Here is a 23693-nt window from a genome sequence, read left to right as displayed (position 1 = left end):
GCGAATCCGGCGATACGGGTGACCGTTCATCAGCGGGCGGCGGGCGTGTGGGGCTTGGACGTGCGCCGGAGGGGGTCGCGTCCGCATCGCGGGCGATTCTTGCGATCACAAACGCTCGGGGCACAATCAGAGCCGGTCTTTTCAGGAACCAGTGGAGTCATCGACGAACTCGGTGAACCAACTTCGCCGAAATGACCTCTACCTGACTGTTCAGCGGATTTCCGCACCGGACCGACCTCCCCAAGGCGTGACAGATGCTTCCAGCCCCGCGCATCCGCCTCGCGGCCCTGCTCACCGTGCTCACCGCCGGCGCCACCGGCGTCCTCGCCGTCGCGTACGGACAGGAGACCGGCACCGAAACCGGTCGAGCACCCGGGGGCAAGGCCGTGGCCGTCCGCCCGATCTCCACCAACGACGGCTCCGTGCTGCAGATCGTCGCCCACCCCGACGACGACCTCTTCTTCATGAACCCGGACCTCAGCCGCACCCTGCTCTCCGGACACCGGCTGACCACCGCCTACCTCACCTCCGGCGAGTCCGACGGCGTCAACGCGGCCGGGAAGGACCCGCGCCCGCCCGCCGACCGCGCCGCCTACGCCGAGGCCCGCCAGAACGGCATCCGCGCCGCCTACGCCCAGATGGCCACCGGCGACCGGGCCTCCGCCTGGAGCCGCACCGAGATACCCACCGCCGGCGGCGGCCGCGCCGAGGTCGACGTCCTGCTCGCCAAGCCGGAGGTCAACCTGGTCTGGCTCCAGCTGCGCGAGGCCGGGAGCATAGGTGCCGACCGCCCCAACAGCCTCCGCGGCCTGTGGAACGGCCGGATACCGGCCCTGTCCGCCCAGCTGACCTCCGGCAGCCCGGTCAAGCAGCCGTTCACGTACACCAAGGAGCAGGTCACCGCGACCATCGCGGGCGTCATCGAGCGCTACAAGCCCACGACCATACGCATGCAGGACCCCACGCCCGGCAAGCACTTCAAGAGCAACACCCCGGACGACCACCAGGACCACATGTACGGGGCCCGCTTCACCCAAGCCGCCACCGAGCGCTACGCCCGCCTGAAGAACCGCCCGCACTTCACCGTGCAGAACTACCTCGGCTACCACAACGGCGTCCTGCCCCGCAGTCTCGACCCCGGCACCATCGAGGCCAAGATCGGTTTCCTGCGCACCTACGGCTGGGCCGACCGCCACGACCACTGCGGCAGCCCGGCCGGATGCGGCGACCGCAAGGTCGGCAACATAGGCACCGGCCACATCTGGGCCCAGAGCCTGCGCTACACCCGCGCCGACAACACCTCCTGGCTGGCCGAGGGCACCGGCGGCCGGCTGTGGGCCTTCGCCGCACTCGACGGTCAGATGGCCTACTGGACCCGCGAGGGCTCCGGCCCCGACGCCGGCTGGACCGGGCCCGTCCTGCTCCCCGGCACCGGCATCGACCCGGGCGCCACGGCCGCCCGGCTGCCCGACGGCCGCGTCGCCGTCTTCGGCACCCGCACCACCCTGGGCACCGCGCCCGACCAGTACCGGCGCGAGGTCGTGTACGCCGTCCAGACCGCCCCCGGCGGCCGGTTCGGCGCCTGGAAGTCGGCAGGAACCCCCGAGGCCACGGACGCCGAGGGCACCTCGGCGATCAGCGCCCCCGCGGTGGCGGTGGGCCCCGACGGCCGCATGACCGTCTACCTCCGCGACGCCCGGCGCACCCTGCGCGCCGCCACCGAGCTGCCCGCCGGCGGCTTCGGCCCCTGGCAGCAGCTGGGCGGCGGCGACCTCCACAGCGACCCGGTCGCCGCCACCGACTCCGCCGGCCGCACCCACGTCTTCGCCACCACCGCCCGGACCGTCCTCGCCTGGACCCGCGGCACCCCGGCGGGACCGCTCCAGGGCCCCTTCGCCACCGGCCTGCCCCCGACCACCGTCCCGCTGTCGGCCACCCCCCAGGACGCGGGCATCCGCCTGTTCTTCCGCCGGCCCGACGCCGGTACGGTGCGCTCCGCGCTGGTCACCGCGACCGGCGGCAAGCCCACCGTCTCCCCCGTCACCGAAGCCGGCGGGCGCGGCGGTCACGGGGCCGTCAGCGCCACCGCCGACCTGCTGGCCGGCCGTACCGACAAGGGCGGCATCGGCACCACCCCGCTGGGCACCACCCCGGCCTGGACCGACTCCCGCGTCCTCTTCGCCGGGGCCCCGGCCGCCCTGCGGGAGACCGCCGGCTCCACCACCACGGCCGTCCTCGGCCTCGACGCCCGCCTCCACACCACCACCCGCACCACCACCGCGCCCAGGCCGGCCTGGCACCCCGCCACGAGCTGACCCGCCCACCGGTCCACCCGCCCCCCTTGCCCGGCGATCATGCATCGCCGATGCTGACGGTCCGTCGCCGCAGACGCGGCCGACGGACCGTCAGCACCAGGGGGAACGCACGCATGACCGTCAACCACGGGTCCGATCCGGGCCGCCGCCTCGTCCTCGGCGCGACCGCCGGCGCCGCCGTCGCACTCGCCGCGGCCGGCACCGCCCACGCCGGGACCGCCCACGCGGGCACCACCCGCGCGGGCGGGCACGGCGCCGGCCGGGCCCGCATCGACCAGCGCTCCGTGGACCGGGCCGCCGCCCGCCTCGAAGCGGACCTGGTCGCCGTCCGCCGCGACCTGTACGCCCACCCCGGGACCGCCGGCGAGGAGGACCACGTCGCGCGCGTCACCGCGGCCCGGCTGCGGGCCGCGGGCCTGGAAGTCACCGAAGGGGTCGCCGGACACGGCGTCGTCGCCGTCCTGCGCGGCGCCCTGCCGGGCCGTACCGTCGCCTACCGGGCCGACGTGGACGCCGTCCCCGCCAAGGGGGTCCAGACGCCGGGCGGCGCCCCCGGGCCGGTGCACGCCTGCGGCCACGACTTGCACGCCACCATCGGCATCGGCGTCGCCGAGGTCCTCGCCGGGCTGCGCCACCGCCTCGCGGGCACCGTCGTCTTCCTGTTCCAGCCCGCCGAGGAGACCCTCCAGGGGGCCGCCGCCATGATCGCGGCCGGGGTCCTGCGCGACCACGCGCCGCGCGAGATCCACGCCCTGCACTGCGGCCCGTTCCCGGTCGGCACCCTCGCCGTCACCCCCGGCGTCGGCCTGCCCGGGCAGGACCAGGCCACGGTCACCTTCGGCGGCCCCGACCCGGCCGCCTCCGCCGCCGCCTTCGCCGCCGCCCACCACGCCCTCGGCACCGTCGCCTTCCCGAAGGAGGCCGACCTCGAACGGCTCGTGGAGCAGGTCCGCACCCCGGACGGCCCGCTCGCCGAGTTCCTCGTCACCAAGGCCTCCGACCCCGAACCGGCCTCCGACGGCCGGCTCTCCGTGCGCGCCGCGTACCGCTGCTGGCCCGAGGCGCGGTGGCCGGAGGTCCGCGAACGGATCCGCGCCCTCGCCCGAACCTTCCCGGACACCACCGTGGCCTTCCGGCCGGAGCCCTTCCCCGCCCTGGTCTGCCCCGAGGACGAGGCGAACGCCCTCGCCCGGCACCTGCGCCACCGGCTCGGCCCGCGCGCGGTGACCACCCTGTACGCCGCGTTCCCGTTCAACGGCGAGGACTACAGCCTGTTCCTGCGGCAGCTGCCCGGCACCTACACCTTCCTCGGCGTCCGCACGCCCGGCGCCCCGATGGACACCGCCTTCCCGCACTACCCGGCCTTCACCCCCGACGAACGGGCCATCGGCGTGGGCGTACGCGCCATGGCCGGCTGGCTCGCCGAACGCACCGCACACCGCGCATGAGAAGGCCCGTGGGGCTCCCGGCCACCCGACCGCGAGCCCCACGGGCCCCCAATCCGCCCTCCCGACCGCCGTTACAGGACCGGGAGGTTCTTGCGGAGTTCGAAGGCGGAGACCTCCGAGCGGTACTCCTCCCACTCCTGCTTCTTGTTGCGGAGGAAGTCATGCCCGGCGAAGACCCGTCTACTGGTCACGTCATCGGAACTGCGCGCCGTGCGGATGCAGGAGTCGTAGTTGGTCGAGGTTGGTCGCTCTGGGCCGTCCTCCGACGGCCCAGGGACGGCCCAGCGACGATCCCCGAGGGGAAGCACTCCCCCTCGGGGATCTTCGTTCCTCTCCAACACCTGTAGGCGGCGCAGAAGGCGGCAGGCTCGGCGTGTTGGACGTCCAGCATTGACAATCAGCCATGGCTTGAACGTAGGCAATCGCTACACAGTCCGCCGTTCATGCGTTCAGTCAGCACTGGATCCGAGAAGCTCACGACAGAAGCCCTTGCGGAGATCACCAACGGGCCGCAAGCTGGTTCGCTAAGCATCCTGATGCAGCGCGAGGGGGGACCGTGGCGACTCGAATCGGTACAGTCGCATTCTTCGAAATCGTCCGCGCGAAAGATGGCGAAAATCCGCGCATGCTTCACGCCGAATGGCAGAACGCGCTAGCAACACTGCAGCAAAAGCCGGTAGAGGAACGAATTTTTACCCATACCCAGAATAGCTACATCGGTCAAACCGTATCGGCGGGCGGTCGCTTGAACTTGCTTGTCGGTCGCGTTGGCACCAAGGATCTCCAGACAGTGGATCTCGACCTCGGTCACATCGAGGAGATTCGACTGGAAGGAAACAAGGGAACCATCGACACAACCACCGTCTGCTTCCTGGATTATGGAAACATTATTGGGGTACTCCAAGGAAAACCTGGATCGCCTCGCGCTTCGTCAATTCAGAGGTGGTTGAACGCTTGTGGGGTGGCCGTCGAGGAGATCGCGCTTTGGCCCGTAATCGGACACAACGTCTGGGAGAAGCTCGAAAAAGCATCGGCTGTTCACAGCTTTGAATTCAGTTATCGCCCCAGTCCGGCCATTCCGCCACCCGACGGGATAGGACTGGCTAGCTTTGTGCGACTGAGTAATGAGAGATACCCGGATCACCGAATCACCCTCAAGGTAGAGGTACCCAAGAGGAACGGCCCTGGCGTGGTTGGCCGGCTCCGCGGACAGAGGCAGCTCCAGGGGGACATCCACTCACTCATGACGGAGTTGGGTTACCTAGAGGGTCCCACAGGAATCGTAAGGGCTCAGGCAAACGTGACACTGCAGGAGGAGGACGGTGAGGTCAAGGATGAACCCTTGGATTTCATCAAACATCACATCACTGCTAAGTGCAGGATCGAAGTCCGAGCAGATGATCGGCGCCCCCGCTACGAGTCGGCCGTGGACGCGATTCTGGAGGCCGCACTGGACCGCGAGACTGACCTGAGGGCGGCTGTCAGTGGGTAGGGCTACCGTTGAACTCCTCAGCTGAGGGGGATGACATCTATGGCCAGGATAGTCACAAGAGTCCGAGATACATGGAGTGAAACTCCGGGCATCGATTGGTGCACTACGGCTCTGATTCTTGCCGCCCACCTGGCGTGGTCGAAGTGGGGAGGGAAACCTCCCTTCTTCGAAGGATTGACAACTGACCGTCGAAAAGATCTATACACCACGGCGGCGTCTGTTTCGGCATTGGTTGGGGGATTCGGTACCGCAGCAATTGCACAGTACGCCAGCGCGCGCGGGCAAACGATGCAAGCCATGCGTCGACGCTTTGGCGCGAGCCTTCGAAAGAACTGGTCTAGCGTGCTCACGAGCATGTTGATTGTTTCTGGCGGATGCCTTGCGCTTCTCCTACTGGATCGCAGCGCAAAGCCGGGAGCTACCGCTTGGCTAGCTGAAGCAATTCTTATTCTGGGAGCAACTAGGGCACTCCGTCTGGTGTGGCTATTCAACGCACTTATCGGAGTGTCCGATCGCGACGCCGTAGAGCCTCTCCGGTCCCCCGCCGTTCGACTTGTCGGTGACCCTCAAACTTCAGCCACAAGATCGGATCGTGAATGAAAAACAGGGGAATCAAGCATCGGGCTGAAAGTTAGTCGCCAAGGGCGGCCAGGTGATCAGCGAAGCTGCTGGTCAGGCTCTCCAGTACCGCCTTCCCCTTCGCGGCTGTGGCCAGCGAAGGGAAGCCAATTACGCCTGTAGTCGTGTACTCCCTCATGCCGAGAGTCAGGAGGAAATGGGCGGTCGCTCGCATCATGGTCGGCTGTCTCGTAGCCGGGGCGCACCAAGGCGGGTTCCTCGTGGAGCAGGATCGAGGTCTCGATCTCGCCGGCGTGCATGTCGTCGTGAGCGTTGCTGGACAGGCCTGCGTGCTCGCGAGCCTGGTTCCACTCTCGGCTCTGGGGGAAAAGGCTCATCCGTGGCTCTGTCAGGTTGGCTTCCTGCACGATGTTGGAGAGCACGTAGTTGCCGCCGTGCGCGTTTACCAGGACCAGCTTCCGGATGCCGGAGGCCTCCAGGGAGGCGGCGATGTCCGTGATGACCGCGTGCAGCGTCCGGGCGCTGATGCTGACCGTGCCGGGCCACGTCCCGTGCTCGTGGCTGCACGCGATCGAGATGGGCGGCAGGCTGAGGACAGGGTAGGTCGCGGCGATTTCGGGCTCGATGTCGAGGCCATCAGCCAGCGGCCGCGGTGGCTGCATGTGGCGCATCAGGTGAAGGTCGTGAACGGGCAGCTCGTGTTCGGCCCGCCCAAGCGCAACAAGGAGAGGGACGTCCCGTTGCCCGACAGCGTGGCGGACGCGATCGAGCGGCACTCCGAGGAGTACCCGCCCGTGGACGTGACCCTGCCCTGGCTCCGGCCGGACGGGCCGACCGTCACCAAGCGGCTGCTGTTCTCGCTCCCCGGCGGCGGAGCGGTCCGGCGGACCGACTTCAACACCCGCGTGTGGAAGCCCGCGCTCGTGGCGGCCGGAGTCATCCCCGAGCCGGAGCCGGGCGAGCGGCACGCGTCCGCGCGGGAACACGGCATGCACGCCCTGAGGCACTTCTACGCATCGGTGCTGCTGGACGCCGGCGAGAACATCAAGGCTCTCAGCACCTACCTGGGACACGGCGATCCGGGATTCACGCTTCGCACGTACACGCACCTGATGCCGACGAGCGAGGGGCGGACCCGGCGGGCCGTGGACGGGCTCTACGGGGGGACCGATTCCCCGCCGGACGGCCCACAGAGGGCCCAAGGCCGGTGAGAGAGCTCAGGGCCAGCGACGCGCCGTCGCTGGCCCTGAGTGTGGTTCGGGCTCCGGAAGCCCTTTGACCTGCGGCTACAGCACCGGGAGGTTCTTGCGGAGTTCGAAGGCGGAGACCTCCGAGCGGTACTCCTCCCACTCCTGCTTCTTGTTGCGCAGGAAGAAATCGAAGACGTGCTCGCCCAGGGTCTCCGCGACCAGTTCGCTGCGCTCCATCAGCGAGATGGCCTCGCCGAGGTTCTGCGGGAGGGGCTCGATGCCCATCGCGCGGCGCTCGGAGTCGGAGAGGGCCCACACGTCGTCGTCGGCCCCGGCCGGGAGTTCGTAGCCCTCCTCGATGCCCTTGAGGCCCGCGGCCAGCAGCACCGCGTACGTCAGGTAGGGGTTCGCGCCCGAGTCGATGGAGCGGACCTCGACCCGGGAGGAGCCGGTCTTGCCCGGCTTGTACATCGGGACCCGGATCAGCGCGGAGCGGTTGTTGTGGCCCCAGCAGATGTACGAGGGGGCCTCGCCGCCGGAGCCGGCGGTGCGGGAGGAGCCGCCCCAGATCCGCTTGTACGAGTTGACCCACTGGTTGGTGACGGCCGAGGTCTCACCCGCGTGGCGCAGCAGGCCCGCGATGAAGGAACGGCCGACCTTCGACAGCTGGTACTCGGCGCCCGACTCGTAGAAGGCGTTGCGGTCGCCCTCGAAGAGGGACAGGTGGGTGTGCATGCCCGAGCCCGGGTACTCGGAGAAGGGCTTCGGCATGAACGTGGCCTGGACGCCCTGCTCCAGGGCGACCTGCTTCATGACCAGGCGGAAGGTCATGATGTTGTCCGCGGTGGACAGGGCGTCGGCGTAGCGGAGGTCGATCTCCTGCTGGCCCGGGGCGCCCTCGTGGTGGCTGAACTCCACGGAGATGCCCATGGATTCGAGCATGGTGATGGCCTGGCGGCGGAAGTCCATGCCCACGTTCTGCGGGGTGTGGTCGAAGTAGCCGGAGTTGTCGGCCGGGACCGGGCGGCTGCCGTCCACCGGCTTGTCCTTCAGCAGGAAGAACTCGATCTCCGGGTGGGTGTAGAAGGTGAAGCCCAGGTCGGAGGTCTTGGCGAGGATCCGCTTGAGCACGAAGCGCGGGTCCGCGAAGGACGGGGAGCCGTCGGGCATCAGGATGTCGCAGAACATGCGGGCGGTGCCCGGGGCCTCGGCGCGCCACGGCAGTATCTGGAAGGTGCCCGGGTCCGGCTTGGCGATCATGTCGGACTCGTAGACGCGGGCGAAGCCCTCGATCGCGCTGCCGTCGAAGCCGATCCCCTCGTCGAAGGCCTGTTCCAGCTCGGCGGGGGCGACCGCCACCGACTTGAGGAAGCCGAGCACGTCGGTGAACCACAGGCGCACGAAGCGGATGTCGCGCTCCTCAAGCGTCCGGAGGACGAATTCCTGCTGCTTGTCCATGCCTTCATCCTCGCAGTTCAGACGGCTTGTGCACCAGCTGCGCCGGGCCCGGGCGGACCAGTATGGCGAGCGGTGGTTTCCGCCAGATTACGCATCCCGTGCGCCCGGTGCGCACCCCGCTCTGACCAGGGGGCCGTCATGAGCATTACCATCTGCGCCCATGGGGGGCCGGGATTACACGCAGCACGGGCGCGGAGTGCGCCCGGCGGCGCTGCTGTGCGCCCTCGGCACCCTCGTCGCGGCCCTGTTCCTGTGCGCGCCGCGGGCCGCCGGGGACTCCCCCGCGGGCCGGGCCGCCGCCCGGGGCCATGCCGCCGCCCACCCGGTGGGCGCCGCGGCCGCGGCGGCGGACGCCGCCCACGTCTGCCCGTACGAGCCGCCGGGCTGCTCGGCCTTCTCGCACCAGACCCCGGGTGTGCTGCCCGTCCCGCCGCCCGTGGTGGCGGCGCCGGGCGCAGGCGGGGCCCCGCGGGTGGTGCCGGCCGGTGCGCCCGGCGGGCGGGTCCCGGTGGAGCCGCAGGCCCGCGGCCCCGACCTCCACGTCCTTCAAGTGCTGCGGACCTGACGGATCCCGCGCACGCACGCGTAACGGATCGCCCACCCCCCTCTGCAGAAGGACGAGAGAGCCCAGATGGCTGCCAAGACCGGCAAGAACGACGACATGAACACGCGCCAGGCCCGCATAGCCGAGATGCGCCGCGCGGAGAAGGCCCGCGACCGCCGCAACAAGATCATCGCGATCACCGCCTCCTCTGTGGTGGTCGTGGGCCTGGTCGGCTTCGGCGGCGTGGTGCTCTACCAGCAGAAGGCGGACGAGCAGCGGCGCGAGGACTCCCGGAAGGCGCCGGTCACCGGTGAGCAGAGCTGGGAGGCGGCCAAGCTGGGCCGCAACCACGTGGAGACCCCGGTCAAGTACGAGATGACCCCGCCGGTGGGCGGCGACCACAACCCGCGGTGGATGAACTGCGACGGGGACGTCTACAAGAACCCGATCCCGGAGACCAACGCGGTGCACTCGCTGGAGCACGGCGCCGTCTGGGTGACGTACAACGACAAGGCGAACAAGGCCGACGTGGACAAGCTCGCCGAGAAGGTCGGCAAGACCCCGTACACGCTGATGAGCCCGGTGAAGGAGCAGGCCGGCGCGATCATGCTGAGCGCCTGGGGCAAGCAGGTGACCGTGGACAGCGCGGCCGACCCGCGGGTCGACCAGTTCTTCACCAAGTACGTCCAGGGCCCGCAGACCCCCGAGCCGGGTGCCGCCTGCACGCAGGGGCTGGCGGAGCAGTGAGCGCGTCGGTGAACCGTACGTACTGGGCGGCGCTCGCCGCCGTCCTGGCGGCCCTGGTGTTCGCCGCGGTCGCCACGCTGTCGACCGGCACCACGGCGAGCGGGTCCTCCGACTCCGGGCCGGACCTGCCGGACACCGCCTCGGCGGACGCGGGCTTCGCCCGTGACATGTCGGTGCACCACCAGCAGGCGGTGGAGATGTCCTTCGTCGTCCGCGACCGGACCGGGGACGAGGCGGTCCGCAGCCTGGCCTACGACATCGCGAACACCCAGGCCAACCAGCGGGGCATGATGCTCGGCTGGCTGGACCTGTGGGGGCTGCCGAAGGTGGCCCCGGGCGGTGCCGAGCCGATGGCGTGGATGGCCGGGTCCTCCGGGTCCTCCGGGTCGTCCGGGTCGTCCGGGTCCTCCGGGTCGTCCGGGGGCCACGACGGTCACGGCGCCGGCCACGGCGGGCACTCCGCGCACGCCGGCGTGGCGACCAAGCCGGGCGCGCTGATGCCCGGCATGGCGACCAAGGCGGAGCTGGCCGAGCTGGCGAAGGCCGAGGGCCGGCAGGCCGAGGTGCTCTACCTCCAGCTGATGACCGACCACCACAAGGGCGGCGTGGCCATGGCCCAGGGCTGCGTGCAGCTGTGCGAGACCCCGGTCGAGCGGGAGCTGGCCAAGGGGATGGTGGACGCGCAGGAGTCGGAGATCCGGCTGATGACGGACATGCTGAAGCAGCGGGGCGCCCAGCCGCGCGGCTGAACCGTCAGCCGGCGCCCGGCCGGGACCCGGGCTCCGGGTCCCGGCCGGGAGCGGCCAGGACCGCCCCCGCCACCTGGTGGGGGCGGTCCAGCATCACCAGGTGCCCCGAGGGCTCGGCGACCTCGAAGCGGGCGCCGAGCACGTCGGCCAGGGCGGCCTGGCGGGACAGCCAGGCCACCGAGGAACGGCGGCCGGTGCCGTCGTGGCCGGCGAGGACGGTGACCGGGGCGGTCAGCGGCCGGGTGGCGCGCAGCACGGCCAGTTCCGCGGCCATGTCCGGGTAGCGGGCGTTCTCCAGCAGGGCCCCGCGCCAGACCCGGCCCGTGCGGTAGCAGCGGCGGACCTCCTCGCGGGGTGCCGGGTCGGGGCCGCCGGTGCGGGAGGCGCGTACGGCGGCCCGGCGGACCAGCGGGCCCAGCGCGGCCGGCAGACCCGCGGCGGTGACGGCCCGGCCCAGCCCCCGGGCGGCCGCGGTGCGCAGGGCGGTGCCGGCGGCGGTGGTGCGGGGGGTCTCCTCGACGCTGGCATCGAGGAGGACCAGGGCGGCGGTGCGGTCCGGGTGGAGCCGGGCGAAGGCCTCCGCGTGGAAGCCGGCGATGGAGTGCCCGGCCACGGTGGCCGGGCCGGGCAGGCCCAGCGCGTCGAGCAGGGCCGCGATGCGGTGGCCCTCCGCGACGGTGCCGGGCGGGGCGGTGGCGGGGGCGCTGAGGCCGTGGCCGGGGCGGTCGAAGCGGACGACGGTGCGGTGCGGTGCGAGCAGTGCGGCGACCCGGTCGAAGTCGAACCAGCTCATGGCCAGTCCCGCGGAGAGCACGCAGACCGGACCGGTGCCCTCGACCGTCACGTGGACCGGCACCCGGTCGGCGCCGGCCCGCACGAAGCCCGCGAAGGTCATGTCCGGCGTTCCCGGTGGACGGAGTACGCGAGGACGCCCAGCCAGACGGCTACGACCAGCACCTGGAGGCGCTGGCCGGCGCCGAGGGCCCAGGTCCCGTGCCCGGCGGTGAACATGGCGATGGAGACCAGCGTCCAGACGGTGGCGACGAGTTCCACGGCGGCCAGGGCCGGTCCGTAGCGGGCGAGCGGGGCGAACCAGCCGTAGCGGCGGGCGGCCACGGTCAGCGCGACGATGGCGGTGATGGCCCCGCACATGGCCAGGCTGCTGCTCACGGCGTGGGCCTGGTGGGTGGCGGGGACGAGGCCGGCGGTCTCCCGGGCGGCGCATTCGGGGTCCACGGTGGGCTTGCAGGACAGCGGCAGCCAGGAGTCGGCGGCGGTGGCGGCCCCGAAGAGGGCGACGCCGGCCCAGCCGGTCACCGCCCAGAAGAGGCGGGACTCCGGGTGCCGGGAGAGCCGGAGCAGGGCCAGCAGCGCGCCGGCGAGGGCGAGGAGGCCGGCGGTGAAGTCGGTGGCCCGGAACAGCCCGCCGAGCGGCTGGTCCTCGGCGGCGAGCTCGCTGACGTACGTCTGGACGGGGTCGAGCCCGGTGGAGAGGACGACTTCGAGCACCCAGGCGGTGTACGCCGCGGCGCTGAGGCCGAGCAGGGCGGCGATCGGCCGCGTACCTATCGTGGACATAATGTGACTAATCCTAAGCGGGGTGGAGTTCCGCACCCCTTCCGAGGGGGAGGACGTGGTCCGGGCCTCACGCGTTGCCTCCGCCCGGGCACTTTCGAAAGCCGTTTCGATGTCCGGGCTGGACATGACAGGCTGACGCCGATCGACGCACGGTCACCGGCCACGTAAGGAACACGCAGCAGGCATGAGCACGCCCCCGAACCCGTCCGACACCCCGCCGCCCGGCGAGCCGGCCCCGGCGCCCCTCTCGCTGGAGAAGACCGCGCAGGCCGAACCGGCCCCGGCCCCGGCGGAGACCCCGGCCGAGCCGGTGGCGAAGACCCCGGCCGAGGCCCCGGCAGCAGCCCCGGCCGAGCCGGTGGCGCCCCCGGTGGCGCCCGCCGCGCCCGCCGCGCCCGAGGCGCCGGCCGTACCCGACGTGCCCGCCGCGCCCGGGGCTTCTGCCGTTCCCGGGGCGCCCGCCAACCCGTTCGCGCCGCCCGGCACCCCGGTGACCACGCCCATGGCCCCGCAGCCCGCCGGTCCGTGGGCGCCGGTCCCCGGTCAGGCCGGCGGGGCGTACCCCGGCGGGCCGCACGCGGGAGCCCCCTACCCCGGGGCCGCCTTCCCGCCGCCGCCCACGGACAACGGGCTCGCCGTGGGCGCGCTGGCGCTCGGCCTGCTCGCCTTCCTGCTCGGCTTCGTCCCGTACGGCTTCGTCTTCGCCGTCTCCGCCGGCTCGGTGGCCATCGGCCTCGGCGCCGCCGGCATCGCCCGGGCCCGCAGGGGCGCGCCGCGCAAGGGCATGGCCGTCGCCGGAACGGTCTTCGGGGCGCTGTCCTTCGTCTCGATGCTGGTCGGCCTGGTGCTGACCTTCGTGGTCGTCGACGAGCTGGACCACCGGATCACGGAGGCCGTCGAGGAGTCCTACGACGACAGCCTGGGCGACCCGTACCCGGCCCCGTACCCGGCCCCCGACGCGCCCCGCGCCACGCCGTCCCCCAGTGACGTCCCGGGCGTGACCAGCCCGCTCGCCTTCGGCCAGACCTTCCGTTACGACGACGGGGTGGAGGTGACCGTCAAGAGCGCCGAGGGCTACCAGCCGGAGCAGAACCGGTACCTGCCGAACCGGCCCACCTTCGCCGCCAAAGTGACGGTCACCATCACCAACAAGTCGGCCGAGCGGCTGGAGATCCGGCTCGCGCTGCCCTCCGCCCGCGACGACAAGGGCCTGGAGGCCGACCGGATGTTCGATCCGGACGTGAACCGTCCGTTCAGCGGCTCGCTGCTGCCGGGCCAGTCGGCCACCGGCGTGTTCGCGTACGGGCTGCCCGAGGGCACCAACGGCCTCCAGTTCGAGATCGCCCCGGGCCCGGTGGACTACAAGGGCGCGATCTGGGCCGGCAACCTGGGCTGACCGGCGTCCGCGGCAACGGATCCAGGACATCGCGTCAGAAAGACGATTACACTGGATCCGTGCCTCAACTTCGCCTCGCGCTGAATCAGATCGACGCGCACGTCGGCCACATCGCGGCCAACGCCGACTCGATCGTGCACTGGACCCGGCACTCCGCCGAACAGGGCGCCCACCTGGTGGCGTTCCCCGAGATGGCGCTCACCGGGTACCCCGTCGAGGACCTCGCCCTGCGCGAGTCCTTCGTGGACGCCTCCCGGTCCGCCCTGCGGGACCTCGCCTCACGGCTGGCCGGCGAGGGGCTCGGTGAACTCCCCGTCGTCGTCGGCTACCTGGACCGCGCCGAGCGGTCCGAGGCGCGGCTCGGCCGGCCCGCCGGCGCCCCGCAGAACGCGGCGGCCGTCCTGCACCGGGGCGGGATCGCGCTCCGCTTCGCCAAGCACCACCTGCCGAACTACGGGGTGTTCGACGAGTTCCGGTACTTCGTCCCGGGCGACACCCAGCCGGTGATCCGGGTGCACGGGGTGGACGTGGCCCTGGCCATCTGCGAGGACCTCTGGCAGGACGGCGGCCGGGTCCCGGCCACCCGGGCCGCCGGGGCCGGGCTGCTGGTGTCGGTCAACGCCTCGCCGTACGAGCGCGACAAGGACGACGTGCGCCTCGAACTGGTCCGCAAGCGCGCCCAGGAGGCCGGCTGCACCCTGGCCTACCTGGCCATGACGGGCGGCCAGGACGAGCTGGTGTTCGACGGCGACTCGATCGTCGTCGACCGGCACGGCGAGGTTATCGCCCGCGCCCCGCAGTTCTCCGAGGGCTGCGTCCTGGTCGACCTGGACCTGCCGGCCGCCCCGTCCGCCGCGCCCGAGGGGGTCGTCGGCGACGGCCTGCGGATCGACCGGGTGGTCCTCTCCGAGGAGCCGCTGGAGCCGTACGAGCCGGTGGTGCCGGGCGGCGAGGCCGAGCGGCTGGACGACGAGGAGGAGGTCTACCGGGCGCTGGTCACCGGCCTGGGCGCGTACGTCCGCAAGAACGGCTTCCGGTCGGTCCTCGTCGGGCTGTCCGGCGGCATCGACTCGGCGCTGGTCGCGGCGCTGGCGTGCGACGCGCTGGGCGCGGAGAACGTCCACGGCGTCTCGATGCCGTCCAGGTACTCCTCCGAGCACTCCAGGCAGGACGCGGCCGAACTGGCCCGCCGGACCGGCCTGCACCTGCGCACCGTCTCGATCGAGCCGATGTTCGACGCGTACATGGGGTCGCTGGGCCTGTCCGGCCTGGCCGAGGAGAACCTCCAGTCGCGGCTGCGGGGGACGCTGCTGATGGCCGTCTCCAACCAGGAGGGCCACCTCGTGCTGGCTCCCGGGAACAAGTCGGAGCTGGCCGTGGGCTACTCCACGCTGTACGGGGACTCGGTCGGGGCGTTCGGGCCGATCAAGGACGTCTACAAGACCGACGTGTTCCGGCTCGCCCGGTGGCGCAACCGGGCCGCGGCCGCGCGGGGCGAGACCCCGCCCATCCCGGAGAACTCCATCGAGAAGCCGCCGAGCGCGGAGCTGCGGCCGGGGCAGGTGGACACCGACTCGCTGCCGGACTACCCGGTGCTGGACGCCGTACTGGAGCGGTACGTGGACCGGGACCAGGGCATCGCGGCGATCGTGGCGGCGGGGTTCGACGCGGAGCTGGTGGCGCGGATCCTGCGGATGGTGGACACGGCGGAGTACAAGCGGCGCCAGTACCCGCCGGGCACGAAGATCTCCGCGAAGGGCTTCGGCAAGGACCGGCGGCTGCCGGTCACGAACGGCTGGCGCGAACACGCGTAGCCCGCCCCTGGCCCGCCCGGCGGGGCCGCGGAGCCCGTACGCCGGGCGAAGCGTGCCCCTGCGCGTCCGCGGCTCCGCCGGGGCCCGCTCGAACGCCGCTCGGGCTTGGATGGCCCGGCGGGGATGCGGCCCCAGGCGGCAGAACCAGCCCCGCCGGCGATCGCGGCGCGGGGCACGGGGCGGAGCCTCGTGTGCTCGATGAAGCGCCAGCCGCGCGTCCGCGGCTCCGCCGGGGCCCGCTCAATCGCCGCTCGGGCTCGGATAGCCCGGCGGGGGTGCGGCCCCACGGGCCGGCTCCGGGCGGCAAAACCAGCCCCGCCGGCGATTGAGGCGCGGGGTGCGGGGCGGAGCCCCGTGGGGTCGAGCGAAGCGCCGGCCGGGCCAGCTACGGCTCCGCCGGGCCCGCTCAAACGCCGCTCGGGCTTGATGGGGCCCGGCAGGGGTGCGGCCCCACGGGCCGGCTCCGGGCGGCAACACCAGCCCCGCCGGCGATCGCGGCGCGGGGTGCGGGGCGGAGCCCCATGTGGTCGAGCGAAGCGCCGGCCGGGCCCGCTCGAACGCCGCTCGGGCTTGGCGGGCGGGGCCCCGGGCTGCCGGTCGGGGCCGGGCAACGCCCCGCAGCGCTACGGCGCGGTCGTGAGGCGCGCTGCGATCGGGAGGTGGTCGCTGCCCGTGCGCGGGAGGGTCCAGGACGCCTCCGGGGTGACGCCCCGCACCATGATCTGGTCGATCCGGGCCATCGGGAACTCCGCGGGCCAGCTGAACCCGAAGCCGTCGCCCGCCGCCCCCTGGGTGGAGCGCATCTGCGAGGTGACCGGCGAGAGGGCGCGGTCGTTCATCGTGCCGTTCAGGTCCCCGAGCAGGACGACCTTCCGCAGCGGTTCGTGCGCCAGCGCCTGCCCCAGCGCCTCGGCGCTGTTGTCGCGCTGGTTGGCCGTGAAGCCCGCGTTCAGCCGGACCCGTACCGACGGCAGGTGCGCGACGAAGACCGCCACCTCGCCCTGCTCGGTCCGCACGGTGGTCCGCATCGCCCGCGTCCAGCCCATCTTGATGTCCACGGGCCGGGTGCTGGTCAGCGGGTACCGGCTCCACACCCCGACGGTGCCCTCGACGGCGTGGTACGGGTACGTCGCCGCCAGCGCCTTCTCGTAGACCGGGACGGCACTCGCCTTCAGCTCGGTGAGGGCCAGCACGTCCGCGCCGGAGCCGGCGACCGACTCGGCGGTGCCGCGCGGGTCGGCGTTGTCGGCGTCCACGTTGTGCGTGGCCACGGTCAGGTCGCCGCCGGGGCCGGCCTTGTCGGTGACCAGACCGCCGAAGAGGTTCAGCCACACGACGGCCGTCAGCAGTATCGCGATCAGTGCCGTCGCGGACTTCCGGATCACCGCGCCGGCCAGCAGCAGCGGCACCGCGAGGCCCAGCCAGGGCAGGAAGGTCTCGATCAGGCTGCCCGTGTTGCCGACGCCGTTCGGCAGGTGGGCGTGGAAGACCATCACCAGCGAGACCAGCGCGGCCAGCACCGCGAGGACGATGCCGCGCCGCCAGATGCCGGGGTCCTTGCGGAGGTCGGCGAGGCGGCGCCGGAACGCGGGCTCGGAGGGCTCGGGCTCCGAGCCGCCGTTCCCGGTGTCCGCTACATACGCCTGTGCCATGCCACTGCCCTCGCTGCCGTGCTCGCGCTCCGTTCCCGCCCCTTGACCCTAGGCGATATCCGGAGCCTTCCGTGCCGTTCGTTCCGGTCCGTACGACCGCAAGGACGAAGGGCCCCAGCACAAGGGTTCCCCTTGTCACGAAACGCGCACATTCACCCGTGCGGACCCGGACGGCCGCACCGGGGACCACCGGCCCTTCCGCCCCGGGCCGCACGGGTGCGACGATGGTGGGTGAGTCCGGGGACGCCGTGAGGGCGCCTCGAGATGACACAAGGAGCAGTTGCAATGACGCATGCCCCCGTTTCGCCTGCGCGCGAAACCGGCCAGAAGCCGGGCCCCGCCCTCTACGGCGGCAAGGGAACCCGGCGCATCACCGTCCGCGACCTCACCCTCGCCAAGGAACGCGGCGAGAAGTGGCCCATGCTCACCGCCTACGACGCGATGACCGCGTCGGTCTTCGACGAGGCCGGCATCCCGGTCATCCTGGTGGGCGACTCGATGGGCAACTGCCACCTCGGGTACGACACCACCGTCCCCGTCACCATGGAGCAGATGACCATGCTGTCGGCCGCGGTGGTCCGCGGCACGAGCCGGGCCCTCGTCGTCGGCGACCTGCCGTTCGGCTCCTACCAGGAGGGGGCAGTACAGGCACTGCGCAGCGCGACCCGGCTGGTGAAGGAGGCGGGTGTCGGCGCGGTCAAGCTGGAGGGCGGCGAGCGTTCGCTGGCCCAGACCGAGCTGATCGTGCAGGCCGGCATCCCGGTCATGTCGCACCTGGGCCTGACCCCGCAGTCCGTCAACGCCATGGGGTACCGGGTGCAGGGCCGCGGCGACGAGGCCGCGCACCGGCTGCTGCGCGACGCCAAGGCCGCGCAGGACGCCGGCGCCTTCGCCGTCGTGCTGGAACTGGTGCCGGCGGAGCTGGCCGCCGAGGTGACCCGGTCGCTGCACATCCCGACCGTGGGCATCGGCGCCGGCCCGGACTGCGACGCCCAGGTCCTCGTCTGGACCGACATGATGGGCCTCACCGGCGGCAAGATGCCCCGCTTCGTGAAGCAGTACGCGAACCTCCGCTCCACCATGACCGACGCGGCCCGCGCCTTCGCGGAGGACGTGGTCGGCGGAACGTTCCCGCTGGAGGAGCACAGCGTCCACTAGCCGCACCCGGCACCCGGCACCCGGTCCGCGGCCCGCGGCCGACGGCCCTCCGACACCTCGGCGTCGGAGGGCCGTCGGAGGGCTGTCGGTGGACTGTCGGCCCGCTGTCGGTGGCGGCTGTTCTCATGTAGGGCATGACGCGAATCGACAAGAACCCCGGCGGCGGCGGAAACGCCGTGGAGGTCCGGGGCCTGGTCAAGCACTACGGCGAGACCAAGGCACTGGACGGCGTGGACCTGGACGTCCGCGAGGGCACCGTCCTCGGTGTGCTCGGCCCCAACGGTGCCGGCAAGACCACCCTCGTGCGCTGCCTGTCCACCCTGATCGTCCCCGACGCCGGCACCGCCACCGTGGCCGGCTTCGACGTGGTCCGCCAGCCCCGCCAGCTGCGCCGCACCATCGGCCTCACCGGCCAGTACGCCTCGGTCGACGAGCGGCTCTCCGGCTGGGAGAACCTCTACATGATCGGGCGGCTGCTCGACCTCTCCCGCAAGGACGCCCGCCGCCGCGCGGACGAGATGCTGGAGCGGTTCTCGCTGACCGACGCCGCGAAGAAGGTCGCCGGGATGTACTCCGGCGGCATGCGCCGCCGTCTGGACCTCGCGGCCTCCCTGATCGGCCACCCGGCCGTCATCTACCTGGACGAGCCGACGACCGGCCTGGACCCGCGCACCCGCAACGAGGTGTGGGACGAGGTGCACCGCCTGGTCGCCGAGGGCGCGACCGTGCTGCTCACCACCCAGTACATGGAGGAGGCCGAGCAGCTCGCGAGCGAGCTGACGGTCATCGACCGCGGCAAGGTCATCGCCAACGGCAAGGTGGACGAGCTGAAGGCCCGGGTGGGCGGCCGCACCCTGCGGATCCAGCCGGCCGACGCGGCCGACCTGCCGGACATGGCCCGGTCGCTGACCGAGGCCGGCCTCGACGGGGTCGCCGGCACGCAGGCGGTGCCGGACGAGGGCGCGCTGCTGGTCCCGATCCTCAGCGACGAGCAGCTGACCGCCGTCGTCGGCCTTCTGGCCGCCCGCGGGTACGGCATCTCCGACGTCAGCACCTACCTGCCCAGCCTGGACGAGGTCTTCCTGGCCATCACCGGCCACCGGAGCGCGTCCGCCGGGGACACCGACCACGAGACCGAGGAGGTCGCGGCATGAGCACCACGACGACCAGTGCGCCGGTGCGCGGCGGCGCGGCCCCCGGCACCCCCGGGCAGGACCGGGCGACGGCCGGCGAGGGCCGGCTCGGGCTGCGGGCCAACCTGCGCCACATCGGCGCCCTGTCGCGCCGCAACGCCCTGCAGATCAAGGCGAACCCCGAGTCGATCTTCGAGGTCGTACTCATGCCGATCGTCTTCATCCTGCTGTTCGTGTACGTCTTCGGCGGCGCGATCGCGGGCAAGGGCAACCAGGACGCCTACGTCAACTACCTGGTGCCCGGCATGATGGCGATGATGGGCCTGAACATCGCGATGGCGGTGGGCACCGGTGTGAACGAGGACTTCCAGAAGGGCGTGATGGACCGGTTCCGGTCCATGCCGATCGCCCGGTCCTCGGTCCTCATCGCCAAGATCGTGGTCGAGATCGGCCGGATGCTGATCGCCACCGCCATCCTGCTCGGCATGGGCTTCCTGCTGGGTCTGGAGATCAAGACCTCGGTGCTCGACCTGCTCGCCGCGGTCGGCCTGTCGATGGTCTTCGGCGCCTCGCTGATGTGGATCTTCATCCTGCTCGGTCTGACCATGAAGACGGCCCAGGCCGTCCAGGGCGTCGCGATGCTCGTGCTGATGCCGCTCCAGTTCGGCAGCTCGATCTTCAGCCCGCCGTCCTCGATGCCAGGCTGGCTGCAGAGCTTCACCGACTACAACCCGCTGTCGAACCTGGCCGACGCGGCCCGGAACCTGATCAACGGCGGGCCGGTCGCCCACTCGGTGTGGATGACCCTCGGCTGGACGGTGCTGATCACCGTGGTGACCGCCCCGCTGGCCGTCGCCAAGTTCCGCAAGAAGACCTGATCCGGACCACACCGGACCACCCCGGACCGCACCGGACGGTGCCGGATCGCGTCCCGGACCGGACGGGTCACACGAGGGCGGTGGCCTCCTCCATGGTGAGGCCGCCGCCTTCGGCGTACGCCGCCTCGTACGCGGTGTCGCCGAGCGCGGCCCGGGCGAGCTCCTCGGCCCGCGCCGCGGCCTCCCGCTCGGTGGCCACGGGCACGTGCCCGGTCGGCACCAGCGCCCGGTAGGCGCCGAGCAGACGGGCGGCGTCGGCGGCCGGGCCGGCGCCCCCGATCCCGGCCAGGGAGCCGGCCGCGGTGGAGAGGTAGACCGCCTGCATCTGCGGGGCGACCATGCGGGCCAGCGGGTCCCGCACCACCTGCAGGGCCTGTGCGATCACCTTGCGGGCGTGTTCGTACTCGCCCTCCAGGTTGTCCAGCCAGGCCATCACGCCGAGGAGGAAGCCGTCGAAGATGGCGTACGCGCCGAAGGCGAACTCGTCCCGCAGGTGCTGCAGCTGGGTGCGGGCCTCGGGGATCCGGCCGGTCCGGCCGTACCGGGTGGCGAGGAACATCCGGGCCGCGGGCAGGGCCTCGTTGCCGAACCGCTGCGGGTTGCCGAGGACGGCGGTGAGGATCTCCTCGGCCTCCCGGCCCTCGCCCAGTTCCAGCAGGGTGCCGGCCATCCGGACGCGCAGCACCGCCACCTGGGCCTTGGCGCCCAGCTGTTCGGCGTACCGGATCGCGGCCCGGAAGTCCGCGGCGGCCAGGGCGTACTCGCCGCGCTTCTCCCAGGACTCGGCACGCGCGGAGAGGGCCTCGGCGCAGCCCCAGTCGTCGCCCAGCCCGCGGAACAGGGCCAGGCTCTCCTCGGCGTCGCGGGCGGCGTCGCCGACCCAGTCGGCGCGGTTGGCGAGCACGTTGGCGCGCAGCTGGAGGGCGGAGCCGAGCTCCCAGTGGTAGCCGAGCTCGCGGGCGGAGTCCACGGTCGCGTCGAGGACGCGTCTGAGCAGCTCCGGATCCCCGGCGATCATGACGGCGTAGATCCACAGGGCGGCGGGGGCCCGGCAGGTCTGCGGCTGGCCGGGGCGGTAGGTGGCGACGATCCGCCGGACCCGGTCGCGGATCTCGGGCGAGTGCCAGTCGGCGTTGCTCTGGTCGCGGGCGGCCAGCCGGATCAGCTGGACGCCGCGCCAGGCCTCGGTGAGCAGTTCGCCGCCGTAGGGCGGGGGCGTGTCGACGACCCGCCCGTAGACCGGCGCGGCCGGTACGACGGGCCCGTCGAAGGGGTCGGGGCCCAGGGCCGCGGCGGCCTCGGACCAGTGGCGGGACTCGGTGCGCAGGTCGTGCATGTGCCAGTACCAGGCGAGGCCGTGGATCAGGCAGAGCACCTCCTGCTCCTGGCCGCCGGCCACGGCCCGGCGCAGGGCGGTGCGCAGGTTCTCGTACTCGGTGGTGAGGGTGCGGGCGGCGGCGCGCTGGCCGCTGCCGCGCAGCCGGGGCTCGTGGGTGCGGGCGAGTTCCCGGAAGTGCACCAGGTGGCGGTGCTCGGCGGCGGCCCGGTCGCCGGGGGTCTCGGCGAGCCGTTCGGCGGCGTACTCGGCGACGGTCTCCAGCAGCCGGTAACGCATCTCGCCGCCGTCCGTGGGGGCGGCGACGACGAGGGACTTGTCGACGAGGGCGCCGAGCCGGTCGGCCACGTCGCGGGCGTCGACGGGCGTCCCGGCGGCCGCGCCGGGGGCGGGGGCAGGGGCGGCGGGGGCGGGGGCGGCGGCGGAAGCGGCGGCCGGGTCGGCGGCGGGGTCGGCGCATACGGCTTCGGCGGCGGCGAGGTCGCAACCGCCGGCGAAGACGGACAGCCGGCGCAGGACGGCGCGTTCCGGTTCGTCGAGCAGGTCCCAGGACCAGTCCACCACCGCGCGCAGCGTCTGCTGCCGGGGCAGCACGGTCCGGCTCCCACTGGTCAGCAGCCGGAACCGGTCGTCCAGCCGGTCGGCGATCTGGCGCGGGGTCAGCAGGCGCAGCCGGGCCGCTGCCAGCTCGATGGCCAGCGGCATGCCGTCCAGCCGGTGGCAGATCTCCACGGCGGCGGCCCGGTCGTCCTCCACCCGGAACCCCGGGCGGGCGGCCGCGCCCCGGTCCTGGAGCAGCCGGAGGGCGACCGGGTCGGGCAGCGGGTCCACGGGCCGCAGCGCCTCGCCGGGCACCCCGAGCGGCTCCCGGCTGGTGGCCAGGACCCGTACGCCGGGGCAGCGGGCCAGCAGCTCCTCGGCGAGGCGGGCGGCGGCGTCCACGACGTGCTCGCAGTTGTCCAGGAGCAGCAGGAACCGGCGCCGCTGGCAGTGCTCGACCAGGCGTTCCACCGGGTCGTCGCCGGTGCGGTCGGTCAGCGCCCGCAGCTCCTCGGCGGCGGCGCCGCGCAGCATGGTCTCGCGGGCGCCGAGCGCGGCGAGGACGGCCTCGGGCACGTCCTCGGGGTCGTCGACGGGCGCGAGCTCCACGAACCACACGCCGTCGGGCCAGCATTCGCCGTCCTGCGCCTCGGCCGCCTCCTGCGACAGCCGGGTCTTGCCGGCGCCGCCGGGGCCGAGCAGGGTGACCAGCCGGGCGCGGCGGAGGTCCTCGCCGATGACCCGGATGTCGTCCTCCCGGCCGACGAAGGTGGTCAGCCGGGCGCGCAGGTTCCCGGCGGCGGGCGGGGGCACGGCGGCGGGCGGGGGCACGGCGGCGGGCGCGGCCGCGCCGCGGGCCGGCGCAGGTGCCGGGGCGGATGCCGGGGCCGGGGCACGTGCCGGGGCCGGAGCCGGAGCCGGAGCGGGTGCCGCGGGTTCGGGGGCGCCCGCCGGGCCGAGCAGTTCGGCGTGCAGGGCGCGCAGGCCCGGGCCGGGGTCGGTGCCCAGCCGTGCGGAGAGCTCGCGCCGTACGGCCTCGTACGCGTCCAGCGCCTCGGCGGGCCGGCCGGCGTCCCGCAGGGCGCGGATCCGCAGCACCTGCAGGGTCTCGTCCAGGGGCCGCTCGGCGCACAGCGCGGCCAGCTCGTGCAGCGCGGCGTCCGCCCCGCCGAGGGCGAGGACGGCGGTGAGCCGGCCCCGCCGCGCGTCCATGCGTACGGCGTCCCAGCGGGCCGCCTCGGCGCCCGGGGCCGGCAGGTCGGCGAGGGCCCGCCCGCGCCACAGGCCGAGGCCGGCGTCGTAGAGCTCCACGGCCCGGGCGGGCTCGCCGGCGGCCAGGGCCCGGTCAGCGGTGCGGGTGAGGTCCTCGAACCGGTAGGCGTCGACGTCCTCGCGGGCGGCGGCGAGCAGGTAACCGCCCCCGCCGGAGAGGACGGCTCGCTTCCCGAGCACCCGGCGCAGCCGCCCGACCAGCGCCTGGAGCGCGGCGACGGCGTCGGCGGGCGGGTCGCCGTCCCACACGTCGGCCACGAGCGCCTCGGCGGTCACCGCCCGCCCGGGCCTCAGCGCGAGCGCGGTGAGCAGGGCGCGCAGCCGCGGGCCGCCCACGCCGACGGCTCCCCCGTCGTCGCGGACCGCCTGGGCACTGCCGAGAATCCCGTAACGCACTGACCCATTCTCCCCGGG

General features: G+C 72.9%; 16 protein-coding genes and 3 pseudogenes. 12 read left to right on the top strand and 7 right to left on the bottom strand.

Going from position 1 to position 23693, the window contains the following annotated elements; translation table 11 throughout:
• Nucleotides 1-254 precede the first annotated feature (254 nt).
• Both ACFY61_RS00375 and ACFY61_RS00370 read left to right on the top strand, forming a co-directional pair.
• Nucleotides 255-2315: a PIG-L family deacetylase gene (locus tag ACFY61_RS00375; protein WP_389464876.1), complete on the top strand. Its 2061-nt coding sequence runs from the start codon at nt 255-257 to the stop codon at nt 2313-2315.
• 113 nt (nt 2316-2428) lie between these two features.
• Nucleotides 2429-3763: a M20 family metallopeptidase gene (locus ACFY61_RS00370; RefSeq protein ID WP_389464874.1), complete on the top strand. Its 1335-nt coding sequence runs from the start codon at nt 2429-2431 to the stop codon at nt 3761-3763.
• 71 nt (nt 3764-3834) lie between these two features.
• Here ACFY61_RS00370 and ACFY61_RS00365 read toward each other — a convergent pair.
• A pseudogene (locus tag ACFY61_RS00365) lies at nt 3835-3921 on the bottom strand (glutamine synthetase); the annotation flags it as partial.
• A 467-nt stretch (nt 3922-4388) separates the two neighbouring features.
• Between ACFY61_RS00365 and ACFY61_RS00360 the strand changes: the two are divergent.
• Complete coding sequence (locus ACFY61_RS00360; protein WP_389464871.1) at nt 4389-5255, top strand: hypothetical protein; 867 nt, start codon at nt 4389-4391, stop codon at nt 5253-5255.
• Nucleotides 5256-5886: 631 nt separating this feature from the next.
• Here the strand turns inward: ACFY61_RS00360 and ACFY61_RS00355 are convergent.
• A pseudogene (locus ACFY61_RS00355) lies at nt 5887-6451 on the bottom strand (creatininase family protein); the annotation flags it as partial.
• Between ACFY61_RS00355 and ACFY61_RS00350 the strand changes: the two are divergent.
• Nucleotides 6449-7045 (top strand): annotated as a pseudogene (locus ACFY61_RS00350) (tyrosine-type recombinase/integrase); the annotation flags it as partial. The pseudogenes ACFY61_RS00355 and ACFY61_RS00350 overlap by 3 nt on opposite strands.
• A 75-nt stretch (nt 7046-7120) precedes the next feature.
• On the opposite strand, the gene ACFY61_RS00345 reads toward ACFY61_RS00350, so the two are convergent.
• Complete coding sequence (locus tag ACFY61_RS00345; RefSeq protein ID WP_389464868.1) at nt 7121-8482, bottom strand: glutamine synthetase family protein; 1362 nt, start codon at nt 8480-8482, stop codon at nt 7121-7123.
• Nucleotides 8483-8642: 160 nt separating this feature from the next.
• On the opposite strand from ACFY61_RS00345, the gene ACFY61_RS00340 reads away from it, so the two are divergent.
• The 3 genes from ACFY61_RS00340 to ACFY61_RS00330 all read left to right on the top strand — a co-directional run bounded on the left by ACFY61_RS00340 (nt 8643) and on the right by ACFY61_RS00330 (nt 10522).
• Nucleotides 8643-9047, top strand: coding sequence for a hypothetical protein (locus ACFY61_RS00340; RefSeq protein WP_389464865.1), 405 nt, complete (start codon nt 8643-8645; stop codon nt 9045-9047).
• A gap of 66 nt (nt 9048-9113) precedes the next feature.
• Nucleotides 9114-9773, top strand: coding sequence for a DUF3105 domain-containing protein (locus ACFY61_RS00335; protein ID WP_389464862.1), 660 nt, complete (start codon nt 9114-9116; stop codon nt 9771-9773).
• Between the two features lie 8 nt (nt 9774-9781).
• Complete coding sequence (locus ACFY61_RS00330) at nt 9782-10522, top strand: DUF305 domain-containing protein (RefSeq protein WP_389464860.1); 741 nt, start codon at nt 9782-9784, stop codon at nt 10520-10522.
• Nucleotides 10523-10526: 4 nt separating this feature from the next.
• Here ACFY61_RS00330 and ACFY61_RS00325 read toward each other — a convergent pair whose 3' ends face one another.
• Nucleotides 10527-11417 carry an alpha/beta fold hydrolase gene (locus ACFY61_RS00325; RefSeq protein WP_389464857.1) on the bottom strand — a complete coding sequence of 297 codons (891 nt, stop codon included), beginning with the start codon at nt 11415-11417 and terminating at the stop codon, nt 10527-10529.
• Nucleotides 11414-12100, bottom strand: a complete 687-nt coding sequence (locus ACFY61_RS00320; protein ID WP_389464855.1) for a DUF998 domain-containing protein — start codon at nt 12098-12100, stop codon at nt 11414-11416. The genes ACFY61_RS00325 and ACFY61_RS00320 overlap by 4 nt, the downstream gene beginning before the upstream one ends.
• 184 nt (nt 12101-12284) lie before the next feature.
• Between ACFY61_RS00320 and ACFY61_RS00315 the strand changes: the two genes are divergently transcribed.
• A complete protein-coding gene (locus ACFY61_RS00315; RefSeq protein ID WP_389464852.1) occupies nt 12285-13496 on the top strand; it encodes a DUF4352 domain-containing protein in 1212 nt (403 codons plus the stop codon).
• A gap of 59 nt (nt 13497-13555) precedes the next feature.
• Entirely contained in the window at nt 13556-15310 is a 1755-nt protein-coding gene (locus ACFY61_RS00310; protein WP_389464849.1) for an NAD+ synthase, read from the top strand.
• Between the two features lie 623 nt (nt 15311-15933).
• Here the strand turns inward: ACFY61_RS00310 and ACFY61_RS00305 are convergent.
• Nucleotides 15934-16962, bottom strand: coding sequence for an endonuclease/exonuclease/phosphatase family protein (locus ACFY61_RS00305; RefSeq protein ID WP_389464847.1), 1029 nt, complete (start codon nt 16960-16962; stop codon nt 15934-15936).
• A 285-nt stretch (nt 16963-17247) separates the two neighbouring features.
• Here ACFY61_RS00305 and panB point away from each other — a divergent pair, with 285 nt between their 5' ends.
• The 3 genes from panB to ACFY61_RS00290 all read left to right on the top strand — a co-directional run bounded on the left by panB (nt 17248) and on the right by ACFY61_RS00290 (nt 20131).
• Nucleotides 17248-18120: a 3-methyl-2-oxobutanoate hydroxymethyltransferase gene (gene panB / locus ACFY61_RS00300; protein ID WP_389464844.1), complete on the top strand. Its 873-nt coding sequence runs from the start codon at nt 17248-17250 to the stop codon at nt 18118-18120.
• A gap of 134 nt (nt 18121-18254) precedes the next feature.
• The gene (locus ACFY61_RS00295) at nt 18255-19274 is read left to right on the top strand and encodes an ATP-binding cassette domain-containing protein (RefSeq protein ID WP_389464842.1); all 1020 of its coding nucleotides are present in this window, start codon (nt 18255-18257) and stop codon (nt 19272-19274) included.
• Entirely contained in the window at nt 19271-20131 is an 861-nt protein-coding gene (locus ACFY61_RS00290; RefSeq protein WP_389464840.1) for an ABC transporter permease, read from the top strand. Before ACFY61_RS00295 ends, ACFY61_RS00290 begins: the two co-directional genes overlap by 4 nt.
• 67 nt (nt 20132-20198) lie before the next feature.
• On the opposite strand, the gene ACFY61_RS00285 is transcribed toward ACFY61_RS00290, so the two are convergent.
• Nucleotides 20199-23675, bottom strand: a complete 3477-nt coding sequence (locus ACFY61_RS00285; RefSeq protein ID WP_389464838.1) for a BTAD domain-containing putative transcriptional regulator — start codon at nt 23673-23675, stop codon at nt 20199-20201.
• Nucleotides 23676-23693 lie beyond the last annotated feature (18 nt).

This window comes from Streptomyces sp. NPDC012888 (assembly GCF_042900645.1).
In the GTDB taxonomy this organism is placed as follows: domain Bacteria; phylum Actinomycetota; class Actinomycetes; order Streptomycetales; family Streptomycetaceae; genus Streptomyces.
The sequence above is the reverse complement of the archived record's forward strand: the minus strand, read 5'-3'. Positions and strand labels throughout refer to the sequence as shown.

What these genes read in the sequence shown, in the direction of transcription:
- ACFY61_RS00345 (WP_389464868.1), bottom strand. Translation starts at nt 8,482, where the DNA reads ATGGACAAGCAGCAGGAATTCGTCCTCCGGACGCTTGAGGAGCGCGAC.
- ACFY61_RS00320 (WP_389464855.1), bottom strand. Translation starts at nt 12,100, where the DNA reads ATGTCCACGATAGGTACGCGGCCGATCGCCGCCCTGCTCGGCCTCAGC.
- panB (WP_389464844.1), top strand. Translation starts at nt 17,248, where the DNA reads ATGACGCATGCCCCCGTTTCGCCTGCGCGCGAAACCGGCCAGAAGCCG.
- ACFY61_RS00290 (WP_389464840.1), top strand. Translation starts at nt 19,271, where the DNA reads ATGAGCACCACGACGACCAGTGCGCCGGTGCGCGGCGGCGCGGCCCCC.
- ACFY61_RS00340 (WP_389464865.1), top strand. Translation starts at nt 8,643, where the DNA reads ATGGGGGGCCGGGATTACACGCAGCACGGGCGCGGAGTGCGCCCGGCG.
- ACFY61_RS00375 (WP_389464876.1), top strand. Translation starts at nt 255, where the DNA reads ATGCTTCCAGCCCCGCGCATCCGCCTCGCGGCCCTGCTCACCGTGCTC.
- ACFY61_RS00335 (WP_389464862.1), top strand. Translation starts at nt 9,114, where the DNA reads ATGGCTGCCAAGACCGGCAAGAACGACGACATGAACACGCGCCAGGCC.
- ACFY61_RS00325 (WP_389464857.1), bottom strand. Translation starts at nt 11,417, where the DNA reads ATGACCTTCGCGGGCTTCGTGCGGGCCGGCGCCGACCGGGTGCCGGTC.
- ACFY61_RS00360 (WP_389464871.1), top strand. Translation starts at nt 4,389, where the DNA reads ATGCTTCACGCCGAATGGCAGAACGCGCTAGCAACACTGCAGCAAAAG.
- ACFY61_RS00370 (WP_389464874.1), top strand. Translation starts at nt 2,429, where the DNA reads ATGACCGTCAACCACGGGTCCGATCCGGGCCGCCGCCTCGTCCTCGGC.
- ACFY61_RS00295 (WP_389464842.1), top strand. Translation starts at nt 18,255, where the DNA reads ATGACGCGAATCGACAAGAACCCCGGCGGCGGCGGAAACGCCGTGGAG.
- ACFY61_RS00315 (WP_389464852.1), top strand. Translation starts at nt 12,285, where the DNA reads ATGAGCACGCCCCCGAACCCGTCCGACACCCCGCCGCCCGGCGAGCCG.
- ACFY61_RS00305 (WP_389464847.1), bottom strand. Translation starts at nt 16,962, where the DNA reads ATGGCACAGGCGTATGTAGCGGACACCGGGAACGGCGGCTCGGAGCCC.